At 46.5% G+C, this 11,199-nt stretch carries 8 protein-coding genes; all 8 read right to left on the bottom strand.

What is annotated here, in order from left to right; all coding sequences use genetic code 11:
• Positions 1 to 116 precede the first annotated feature (116 nt).
• Positions 117 to 2,441 (bottom strand): TonB-dependent receptor domain-containing protein, encoded by a 2,325-nt coding sequence (locus tag DWV53_RS02165; protein WP_118151363.1) that lies wholly within the window; start codon positions 2,439 to 2,441, stop codon positions 117 to 119.
• A 54-nt stretch (positions 2,442 to 2,495) separates the two neighbouring features.
• Positions 2,496 to 2,978 carry an SPASM domain-containing protein gene (locus DWV53_RS02160; RefSeq protein WP_118151361.1) on the bottom strand — a complete coding sequence of 161 codons (483 nt, stop codon included), beginning with the start codon at positions 2,976 to 2,978 and terminating at the stop codon, positions 2,496 to 2,498.
• 303 nt (positions 2,979 to 3,281) lie between these two features.
• Positions 3,282 to 4,553: an ATP-binding protein gene (locus tag DWV53_RS02155; protein ID WP_118151359.1), complete on the bottom strand. Its 1,272-nt coding sequence runs from the start codon at positions 4,551 to 4,553 to the stop codon at positions 3,282 to 3,284.
• Between the two features lie 142 nt (positions 4,554 to 4,695).
• Complete coding sequence (locus DWV53_RS02150; RefSeq protein ID WP_118151357.1) at positions 4,696 to 5,658, bottom strand: hydroxymethylpyrimidine/phosphomethylpyrimidine kinase; 963 nt, start codon at positions 5,656 to 5,658, stop codon at positions 4,696 to 4,698.
• Positions 5,659 to 5,753: 95 nt separating this feature from the next.
• The gene (locus DWV53_RS02145) at positions 5,754 to 6,236 is read right to left on the bottom strand and encodes a lipocalin family protein (RefSeq protein WP_181992389.1); all 483 of its coding nucleotides are present in this window, start codon (positions 6,234 to 6,236) and stop codon (positions 5,754 to 5,756) included.
• Between the two features lie 46 nt (positions 6,237 to 6,282).
• A complete protein-coding gene (locus DWV53_RS02140) occupies positions 6,283 to 7,020 on the bottom strand; it encodes a DUF1573 domain-containing protein (protein ID WP_118151353.1) in 738 nt (245 codons plus the stop codon).
• Position 7,021: 1 nt separating this feature from the next.
• Positions 7,022 to 9,109 (bottom strand): subtilase family N-terminal domain-containing protein, encoded by a 2,088-nt coding sequence (locus tag DWV53_RS02135; RefSeq protein ID WP_118151351.1) that lies wholly within the window; start codon positions 9,107 to 9,109, stop codon positions 7,022 to 7,024.
• Between the two features lie 31 nt (positions 9,110 to 9,140).
• Positions 9,141 to 11,189, bottom strand: coding sequence for a BACON domain-containing protein (locus DWV53_RS02130; protein ID WP_118151349.1), 2,049 nt, complete (start codon positions 11,187 to 11,189; stop codon positions 9,141 to 9,143).
• Between the last annotated feature and the right edge of the window lie 10 nt (positions 11,190 to 11,199).

Here is an 11,199-nt window from a genome sequence, read left to right as displayed (position 1 = left end):
GCCGTCCTTGGCTCATCGAAAAGGTACAAATACTTATATGGTACAAACACCTGCATTGCATGGAGTCATGTTGATGTATAATTGTTATTTTTCTCATTTTAAAGAACATCGTAGAATTACATTCTATCCTTCTGGCTTTGACCTGCTCCTGTACCCTTATACTTGCTTCGAGTAACATTGAACTTATAGCGGACTGTCAATGAGATTTTACTTGTTGAGAACTCATCAAAGATTGTTTCTTTCAGTTTGCCGTACTTGCCTATTATGTGACTGTCGTTCGTGCCAAACACGTCGTTGACATAAAGCTGGAAAGTCAGGCAGTCCTTCAGAAAGCCCTTGTATATAGACAGGTCGGTGTTGAACATCGGCTTGTAGATGTAATGGTTTTCCTCGTATCCCTTTGTGATGTAAGTCATCATAACGGAGAACATCGCCCATTTCGTATCAAAGGTGTTGTTGAATCGGAACATCGCCACCGGCTTGTTCAGATAGCGTCCGTCTCTTGTCTCCAACTCGAACCATTGCTTCTCGACCATTGCTGACAACATAGGATGCCAGATGCCGAAAGTGGGCTGCAGGTTGAGCGTAGAAGTCACATTATTGTACGATTTGCCGTTTATCATTCTCATCAATCCGATGGTGGTATTGTCCTTATACATCTCCACCGTCTGATAAATAGGATCGGATACATGTTCATAAGTCAAGTTGAAAGTCAGCCATTTGTAGGCGAGGTCGTAACTTATATTTCTTGAAATCTCTGAGACAAGAAACGGATTACCGGTTTCATATGTATAATGATTGCTATATTGCACACCGCTTCTTAATACCCAGTAGTTAGGACGATCGATGTCGGCTGCATAGCTCAGCTGCATCTGTACATTGCCAAACGGCATCGAAAGGCTGAGAGACGGAAACCAGTTGCCGTAAGTCTTGCTTTGCTCCGACATATACTTACCATCGTCATAATATTTGAAATCAACATTCTCGTATCGCAATCCCGCTTCCATGTTCAACTTGCCAAAGTCACGACTATAGGTAACGAACGCAGAGGACATGTCCTCTTTAATGCGGTCTCTTACATTGTCGGCAAGAGTATTTGGTATGATGGCGTAGTTGGTGTTACGATTGGTGAACGAATACTCGCCACCTACAGACAAGTCACCACCCAAAAGCGGATAAGAGAGCACCGTTTTGGAAGCTATCAAGCGGTTGTACTTTGAAGTGGTACTGTTTACAAGTTGGTTTTGCATATCCGAGTTCACTTCCTGATAATGCTCATCTATATTGTTTTTATTGTTTCCTTTCGACCAAAACCAATCGGTATTGAAGTCAATACCCAATTTACCTACCTTACCTACATAATATATATTACTTGACAAGTTGCTATTCTGCCCAAACTCCGATCTGATAGAAGTGTTGGTCTCAGTCAGATCTTCATCTCTCAGCACAGAGCCTTCCGTCTTTCCGTCTGTTATCAGCTTTGGATTGCGCAAGAAACTAAAGCTTGCTCCCAACGAATTGTTGTCGTCAAACTGATAACTGACATTCAAGCGAGAACTGAAAGTTTCGGTTTTGTTCTTCCAACGTGTTTTGTCCTGTTGGTTCCAGGTCTTGTCAAGATAGGTCATCTGATGCAAGTCCTTCTCGTCTGGCGACGATTGTTTTGAGCCATAGGCGTAGGCGCCAAGCTCCAATCCGTTCTTACGGTAATACATATTCAGCCTACCATATCCTCCAATGTTCTTTTTCTCGTCGTACGATCCTTCTGTTGTAGCGTCAAATCCAAATCCGTCGCCCTGTATCTTCTTTGTGGTGATACGTATAACAGCCTTAGTGCTTGCAGCATAACGAGCACCAGGGTTGGATATTACCTCTACCGACCTTATGTTGTCCGAACTCAAACGGTCGAGTTCGCTTCTGTCCCTCATCTGCCGTCCGTTGATATAGATGATAGGCTCGCCACGTCCAAACACCTTGATGTTGCCATTCTGTGCAGATACGTTAGGTATGCGGTCGAGCAGGTGCTCCATAGTTCCTGCCTTTTCAAGTACAGATCCGGCAACGGTTGTTGTCATTCCGCCATTCTTAAGGATGGTCTTTGGCAAAGATGATTTTATCACTACTTCACCGAGCATCTTACTATCTTCTTCCATCTTAATAACTCCCACATTCTCACCTTTGCAGTCCTTGAATATTGTCTTATATCCTACGGAAGTTACCTTGATGATTCCGCCATTGCAAGGAGAGTCGATGGTAAAACGCCCATCTTCTCCACTCACAGTCCCCTTGACGAATGCTGAATCTTGACGGTATAGGAGCACTACATTTGCAAATGCTAAAGGCTCGCCCTTGGCATCTACAATCTTTCCCGAAATGTTCTGTGCCATCATCTGGGACATTGCCCAGAAACACACGGCTGTTGTCATGATAAACTTTCTCATAATACAACTTTTTAATCAAACATACTTTTTCATAGATGTGGGCAATCATTTATACTAACAAATCTTTTCTTTGCACATCTCGTTTATACCTTGTACATAATCGTGCCATTTGTTTTTATCCTGTCTTAAATGTGATATGCTTAAAAGAATCTTTTCTATATGTTCTCTTTGTGATTTACATTTATCCTCATTAGGAGTTGTCTGGTAGCATTTGTTCTTTTCATCATAAAAAAGTTCCCTAGGACAACCCTCACATAAATTGTGAGCCCAACAATTTGGACACAATCCTCTTTTGTTGGCTAACAAATCGAACAAAGGAAATGATTTTTGGATAGTACAAGAATTAAATATGTTCTTTCCTCCGATATTACCTAAATTTAAGCACTCTTTTCCTACATCCATATGGCATGGAAAAATCTCCCCCAATGTTGATACAGCAAATTGCTTGCTAGACATTTGGCAAGATACAAGAGGCTTTTTGAACAATATTGCCCATAGAATACTTGTAAAACTTTCCGGAAGAAGTTTCTTTTCCATAGTCTGTTTCCTTTCTTTAAAAAATCTACTAATGTTTTAAATCCTGGAATCTAACGTTTCTTGGAAAGTATACGCCTTTTTACCCAGACGGGGCTGTACCAACCTTGCGTAAAGGTTATTGGAACAATTGCACCAAAACGAAAACAAACTGCAATTATTTGCCTCATTTTGTATTCCGAGCGCAAAGATATGAAGACTTTTTGAAACAAAGTAATTTTCAAAGAATATTTAAACTATGTTATACGTAATTACACTGATGCAACTTAGTACCGTTACCAGGCAAGAAGTAAAATGAACCCTATTTTAATCTTTCAAGCACCCGATAGGAACAACATAAACACCATCTTTTCTTCGATAAGCGAAATCGCCTGTTCCCGTAAGTACCATCATGAAAGATGGATCATTCATTTTTTCTGTATTTATTTTACCAGCAAGAGTTAGCAGGTTTTCTGCACCCTCGTTAATGAGCTTGTCGCCCCCTAACTTTACTTCAACAAGTCCATATTTACCATTACGCAGATGCACAACAGCATCACATTCCAATCCATTTTTATCGCGATAATGATACACCTCTCCATCTAATGCATCTGCAAAGACTCGCAAATCACGAATACAAAGGGGTTCAAAAAAGAGCCCCATCGTATTGAGGTCGTTGATAAGATCTTTAGGCCCCAGTCCCAATACTGCCGTTCCGATAGACGGGTCTATAAAGTAACGGGTATTTGCAGTACGGATAGCCGTCTTGGAGCGTAGGTTAGGATTCCAGGCTTCGGAATCCTCTATGACAAAAATCTTGCGCAAGGCTTCCAGATAGCTACCTGCTGTCTTCACGCTAATTTCATTTTCATCATTTGTCATCATATCAGCCACTATCGTTCCGATGGTTGCTTGCGAACCTTGATTCCGGGCGTATGAACGCAATAGCAATCTTGTAGTCGTTGCGTTGCGATTTACTCCATCCACCCGCGAAACATCTTTCTTAATAACAGCATCCACATAGTCGAATGCTTGTTCCAAAGCTGCTTCGCCTTGTAATCCACAAGCAAAAGGCCAACCACCACGGCAAATCAGATATGCCAGGTCATCTATCTTCAGTTTGTTAATGGCAACTATCTTTTCTGGTGTTTCAAATAAATGTGCCAAACTCACCTTTCCGTTTGATTCGCCTGATTCATAGAGACTCATTGGTCTCATCGTTAGCCAACTGAACCGTCCCGTTCCAGAATGGTGCATATCTTTTTCATCTGCAGGAACAGCAGAGCCTGTCAAGACAAACTGTCCCACATCATGCCGATGGTCAACCTCAAATCTGATGGCATCCCAAAGTTTGGGTGCCAACTGCCATTCATCAATAAGTCTTGGCGTATCACCCTCCAGCAAGACAGAAGCATCAATCTCTGCCATCTGTAGATTTGTTTCCAATGAGGCAGGATTATCCATATACAGGATACTATTAGCCTGCTGTTCGGCGGTGGTAGTTTTCCCACACCATTTTGGACCTTCTATCAAGATAGCCCCCTTGCTTGCCAGTTTCTTTGCCAGCATTTGGTCTGCGATTCTATATTTGTATTCCATATTTTCAAATATTTGATTACGTGTGCAAAGATACTACTTTTTTTTGATATTTCCTCAGTTGGCTGAATTTCATTTCCTCAGTTGGCTGGATTTCATTTCCTCAGTTGGCCGTATTTTATTGCCTTAATTGGCTGGACTCATTTTAATCAACAGGTTTTGGTTGCCTGAAAGCAGAAGGCGTTACCCCTCTCATCTTCTTGAAGAACTTGGTGAGATGAGCCTGGGATGAGAAACCGAAGGTATTGGCTATCTCCTGAACCGTATGCGTGGTGGTAGAAAGCTCGCGCTCTATCTCCTTCACGATGTATTCATCGATGATTGCCTTCGGCGTCTTGCCGGAGATGCGACGGGTAACCTGAGCCAGATAACGGCCACTCACATTCAACTGGTCGGCATAGAAATGAACATCGCTGTAAGTGCGGCAGAAGTTATTAACCTGCGAGATAAACTGGTTGTAAAGCTCGGAACTTCTGCCCTGCAGATTGCTCTGGCGCACGAGTTCTACATTGATGAAATCCTGCGCCATCGCCAACGCCTCCTCCATCTTCTTGCCCTGATTCAGATAGACGGCAAGAGCTGAAGAGAAACGGTTGATGAGACCATGCGAATTGGCATTGTCGAGGCGATAGATCCGGAGTCCCTGCTTCTCGGCAAGGCTCAGCAGTTTGGAATTCTGAAGAATGATGTCGCTCTCCTTCTTGCGTGACACGACGACAGAACAGAGCGGCAGCAGACGGTATTTGATCTGGCTCACCACATCTTCCGTCATCAGCGCATCGCCCTGGCTCGACCAGATGGCAGGGGCATAGATGATATGGGTAGGACGGTACTTGGTCAAGGCATCGATGACCACATTCAGCGTCTCCACCCTGCGTATCATACCTATCTTCACTATATCAGGCTGCACATCGTTCATGATAGCCTCAATCTGCCCCGAAACAATCTCGGCAGGAATATCGAAGAACTCCTGAATACCGAGCGTATTCTGCACAGTGATGCTGGTTATTGCCGAAACAGCATAACCGCCCAACTCGGCAATCGTCCTGATGTCCGCCTGTACACCAGAGCCTCCGGTGCTGTCTGAACCTGTAATCGTTAATATCATATACTTAAACTTTGAACCCGATGATAAGTTTGAGGGCAAAGATACAAAAAAAGAGCGAATAATCCGCAGAATTTGCAGATAATTCGCTCTTTTTTTTATTCTTCAGTGAGATCTTTACATTCCTTGAGTATCTCGGCAGGTACCTCATCGCAACGCTTGTAGCGGCTGATGTCGGTAACATCGTCCTTGGCAGTCCATATCATGGAACCCGATGCCAGGAGACGGGTTACGAGATAACTCTGGTTCCAGTCGCCCTTACCATTATCATAGCTTCCGCTGATGATGTAGCCCTGGTATGGATCGTTCTTGATAGCGAACGAACCGGTGATATGGCGACCATACATACTGTCAAACTTCTGATACATCTCGAAAGTCTGGTCCTTGCGATTGAAAACGATGTAGCAGTATGTGCCCTCAGCAAGAGGTTCACCGTTCCACTCAGCCAACTTCCATGTGCCATGAAGATTGGCAGGCGTAACTTCCAGAGAAGGCTCCTCCGGTTCTTCATCATCGCTGCTGCAGGCTGCAAAGCCGCAGGCAAACAAAGCAATCACCAGGAGGGTGAAGAGTTTTTTCAAATATTTCATTGTCTTGGTATTTTTTTCTTTTTACTTTTTTACCCTTTTACCTTTTTAACTTTACAACGACCTGTATCGTTCTGTCAGACGGACGGGCATCCAAGCCCTCCAGAATAACAGGGAAGGTGAAGGATTCGGGCATCGTAGCCGGAATCTTATCGGCTATGATGGTGATGACGAGGTCAGCCTCATCACCCGGTTCTATCACCTCAGGCTCTGTCGTAAGACGGGCATAAGGAGGAAGAAGGAGACTGGATATACGGAGCGGCTTGTCACCGCTGTTTCCGCAGAGGATGCGAGCCTCAGGCTCTGTGCCCGGCTTTACCTCTGTGATACTTGCCTTCGCCTGTTTCAGTCTGAGTGCGCCCATCTTGTGCGGATAGCGCGCCCACTGGTCAGCACCCGGCAGCACCTTGCCCGTTAAGGCAAGCTTAACGGCAGGCTGTCCCTCTACCTCTTTCAGATAGAGATAAGCACCCGTATTGATGGTGCCCGGATAGCGGTTAGGCGTGAAGGTGATCTGCACCTGACAGGTATCGCCAGGCTTCATCACATCGCCCTTAACATAAGAACTGGTACATCCACAGGTGGTTCTCACCTGTGTGATGTGCAGTATCTTCTTGCTTACATTCTTACCCACGAAGGTAAAGGTGCGAGGCGCATCGTCCTCGGTCATCGTACCTGCATCGATAAGCGGATGCTCAAACTTCAGCAGTTCCTCCTGCGCATTCACCGTAACAGGCAAAGCCAGGAAGAAAAGCGATAGGAAAGCAAATATCTTCATATTACATCCAACCATTGTTACCGGCACTCTTTCTAACGGTCACAACTACGGTCTGGCTGGTACCATCGGCAGCTGTTACGGTGAGCGATGTACTTCCGGCAGCGAGTCCCTTCACGATGAGCGTCTTGCCATCTACCGAAGCAGAAGCTACGCCGTTCTTCGCTACAGAGCAAGAAAATCCCCCTGTCTGACCTGCGAAATATGCAGCGAGGTTGAGAGAAACTGTCTTCTCGATGCCTACATACACGTTAGGCAACTTCATATCAGAACTGAATTCCTTGTTCGTGATTTTATTCAAGAGCTGAACTGCATCAATCAGACCAGCCCCCATCTTGCCGATGTACTTAGAGAGCTGTACAATCTCTGGCGAAGCACCTACGGTAGTATGGTTCATATAGTAGGTCTTAGTTGCACCATTCTGATAATGACTATCCAAATCCTTCACAGATTTCTTCATCAGGGCTACGAAGTCGGCAGCACGATAATGACGGTTCGTCTTGGCAGCATAAGCGAGACCCAAGGCAGCCACACCCGAAACATGAGGACAAGCCATAGAGGTTCCCTCCATGTAGCCGTAAGCAGGCTGACCGTTCTTGATCATCGTAGAGAGCACAGCACCTTTCTGCTCGGTGGTCTCTGCCCAGTATTCATCTTCCTGCTCGCCAATCTTGCTGTAATATTCCAAGTCGCCACCAGGAGCGCTCAGGGTTACGAGCGAACCGAAATCGGTGTAGCAGGCTGGAGTAAAGTCGGCAGCTAATGAAGATACGCAGACGCACTTAGAGTAAGCACCTGGGAAAGCAGGATTGCCAGCATACTCGTTACCGGCTGCGAAGACTGGAATACCACCGTCGATGACACCATTAGGCGAACCGGCATTGTTGATGAAGTAATCCAGAGCTTCCTTCTCCAGCGGATAGGTCTCAGCCCATTCCTTCTCGGTAGCAGGGCCCGGAGTATAACCGTTGATGATACTAGACTCTGAAGAGTTGTAACCCCAACTGCACTGCAGGATGACTGCACCATTATCGGCAGCATACTTGATGGCTCTCGCCTCGCCTGCCAAGGTTACACTGTTCTGACCGGAGAATACCTGACAAGACATAATCTTAACACCAGAGTTAGGAGTTCCGTCACCACCAGCTACACCGCAAACACCTTCATCATTATTATTTACGGCTGCAATGGTACCAGCTACGTGAGTACCATGACCGGTGTCATTGGCATCAGTCCAGGTAATATCGCCGCTCTCAGTAACGAAGTTGTAGCCATGAAGGTCGCCCTCATAACCGTTTCCGTCGCCGTCAGTCTGGGCACCCTGAACACTTTCGCCCGGGTTGCACCACATGTTGGCTGCCAGATCAGGGTGCGTATACATCACGCCCTCATCAAGAATAGCCACGATGATAGAAGGATCGCCTGTACAGGTCTTCCATGCCTCAAGTGCATTCACATCACATCCTGCCTTAGCGCCTACCTTGTTGTTGTTGAGGTTCTCAAAATCATAGTTGCCCTCGCCCAGGTTACGGTAATGCCACTGGCTGGTAAAGCCCGGATCGTTTGGCTCGCCATTGGCTGCTGAGCGGGTAGACTTCTGCTGAAGTGCCTTATCGCTGAGATAGATGCGCTTGCTGTCGGTATTGTAAGCACGCTTGATGCGGCCGTTGGTCTGAACCTTTGAGATTTCGCCCAACTGCTTCAGGCGCTCGGCAGCCGTCTTCAGGTCGGTTCCCTTATTAAACTTCACCGTATACCAGAGGTGGAGTCCCGCCTCGCGGGTTCTTGCCTCAGTATTTTCATCTACCGGGAACACACGCTCGAAGCTGTAGCTTCCCAGGATGTCGAGCACCTCATCGGTAGAAGGAATACCCGAACGGGTAGCCTTTCCGGCGCGGGTCTTGCTCAGTTGTGCCTGGTCGAGGATATCGCTCATCTCCGGACTGAACTTAATCAGCAGTTCACCCGCCTCAGCATCTGCAGGAATGGTGATTTCTGAATTGCCGTCAGAAGAGCCGATGGTTGACAGGCTGTCAGAACAGCCCGTCAATGCCAATGCGACCATTGCTATATAGAAAAACTTTTTCTTCATTGTTTGCTTCTATATTGTTTTTATGTTTATCTTACTTTTTCTTAGTTCTCCTGTACTTAGCCATCAGCGCAGCTTCATCAATATCGCCTGCTGCCACGTATGTGCGGTAGTAGAGCGGATAAGCTACACCCGGAACCTTCCAGTTGCTGCCTGGGTCGCTGGTTCCGTAATAGTAGTCGTAGCTGTAGCTGTCATCTGTCATATTAGAGAAACCAACGGCAGCGCCATCGCTATTCTTACCCTTAGGCTGCTGGTTGAACACCATCGTAGGTGCATTCCATTCTACCAGGTGTGGATGGAAGAGAATCCAGTTTGGCACCTTTCCTGTAAAGAAGTTCAGGTTGAGTGACAACTGACGGCAGTTTGGCAATACACGTGGCACCTGGAGAGGATAAACATCCGCACTAACTACAGAACCATCCTTGTGTTTGCAGGTTACAGGATTATCCCAGCCTGAGAGCAACCACTTGCAGGTATCGCCTACCAGCTTGTCGAGATAATCTTCCTTGTTGGTAGAGAAGTCAGACTTGGTGTATCGGGTAGCCTTGCCGGCAGCCTCCAGTGCCTCAGTCATCTCTTCATCGGTAGGAAGTTCACCCTCCAGGAAGCAGTAAGACAACTCCAGTGTATTCAACTTATCCCATGTCAGGAGCTTGAGAAGCGCCTGGCGGTCTGGGGTTCCGGCATTTACCTTACCATACAGTCCGATAGGATAGTTATTATAAACATAGACGCCTGATGCATTCTTTTCGCCCAGCGAAGCGATGTCGAAGAGAACATCCGTACGGCGCTGTGCGTAGAGAATGAGGTTACGCAACTTAGGGAAGTTCTTCTCGTTGACGATATCGGTGATATCTGACAACTTGTTGAAGTTGTTACTTACCAGGTTGAGCGATTCAAGACTCTTGCCCAGATTAATAAAGTTAGCAGGCAACTGAGTCAGACCGTAAGCCTGAACGGTAAGATTCTTCAGATACTTCAGCGAGCAGATTTCATCACCGAGGTTCACCTCACGAATCTGGTTGTTCTCGTTGGAAGCAACAGAGAATGACTCCAGGAACTTGAGGTTGCCCACTTCCTTAGGAAGAGTTTCGCCACTCTTGAGGTTGAACATGCTGAACTTGACAGAACGTACACGTCCTAAAGCCTCAGGATGTTTTTTCACTAAATCATCAGTAGCTTCCCAGAGCGTTACGCCGCTCCAGTTGCGCATGTTATCGCTGGAATCGAAGGTAGCAATGCTACCCAGTTTCTGGTTGATCATGATGACAGAGAGAGAGTCACCGGCACGGTTGTCCTCAATCTTTGGTGCTGCCTTCTGACGAACGGTCAGGATAACATCATCTGTAGGATTGCCATCTGCATCTACCAGCTGGTCTTCAGCCTTGATTGGCACGAGATGAACCTTAGCCACACGAACGGCAGGAACCACGTTCATCGCCCAGCGGAACTTGAAGTTCACGGTGCGAGGACGGTACTTTCTGTCCAGCACGATACCCAGGTTAGTACCTGTCAGCTTATCTTCGTCCTTACTGTTCAGGAGCCAGCCCTCACGCTCGCTCTCGTTCTCTGCCTTCTCGGCATCGGTCAGATCACCCTCAAAAGAATACTCTATCTTACCAATCTTGCATTCCACGTTGGCAGAAATCAGACTCTCGAAAGCACGGTTATCGTAAGAATCGGAGTTTTCGATTTCTACAACAGAATCCTTCAGGAAGATCTGCTTGCCATAACCGAACTGGGTGATGGTAAGCTTGCGACTCTGTCCGTTGGCACCCTGGAAACTGAGTTCTGTGCTGCGGAGCGTGTTGGAAAGAGTAGAATCCACCTTGATGGTACCCTCAACAGAACCCACGCCGTTGGCAGGCGAAAGCGTCAGCCAAGGCTCAGAGGTATTAGCTACCCAGTCCTGTGAGGCAGCGATGGCAATCTGCTCTGTTCCACCCTGAGGGCCTATGGCTATCTCCTTTTTATCGAGCGCCAGTCCTCCTGGGATATCGACATCATCCTTATCGCTGCAGGCTGTGAAAAGCCCGGCAGCGAGAACGATACCTAATGTCAGTTTATTCATATATTTCATATTACTACTT

This window comes from Segatella copri (assembly GCF_003465495.1).
In the GTDB taxonomy this organism is placed as follows: domain Bacteria; phylum Bacteroidota; class Bacteroidia; order Bacteroidales; family Bacteroidaceae; genus Prevotella; species Prevotella copri_G.
This window is presented reverse-complemented; position numbering and strand designations above follow the sequence as displayed.

Excerpts from the sequence above, each read along its gene's own strand:
- DWV53_RS02130 (WP_118151349.1), bottom strand. The coding sequence starts at position 11,189 with ATGAAATATATGAATAAACTGACATTAGGTATCGTTCTCGCTGCCGGG.
- DWV53_RS02155 (WP_118151359.1), bottom strand. The coding sequence starts at position 4,553 with ATGGAATACAAATATAGAATCGCAGACCAAATGCTGGCAAAGAAACTG.
- DWV53_RS02150 (WP_118151357.1), bottom strand. The coding sequence starts at position 5,658 with ATGATATTAACGATTACAGGTTCAGACAGCACCGGAGGCTCTGGTGTA.
- DWV53_RS02165 (WP_118151363.1), bottom strand. The coding sequence starts at position 2,441 with ATGAGAAAGTTTATCATGACAACAGCCGTGTGTTTCTGGGCAATGTCC.
- DWV53_RS02160 (WP_118151361.1), bottom strand. The coding sequence starts at position 2,978 with ATGGAAAAGAAACTTCTTCCGGAAAGTTTTACAAGTATTCTATGGGCA.
- DWV53_RS02140 (WP_118151353.1), bottom strand. The coding sequence starts at position 7,020 with ATGAAGATATTTGCTTTCCTATCGCTTTTCTTCCTGGCTTTGCCTGTT.
- DWV53_RS02135 (WP_118151351.1), bottom strand. The coding sequence starts at position 9,109 with ATGAAGAAAAAGTTTTTCTATATAGCAATGGTCGCATTGGCATTGACG.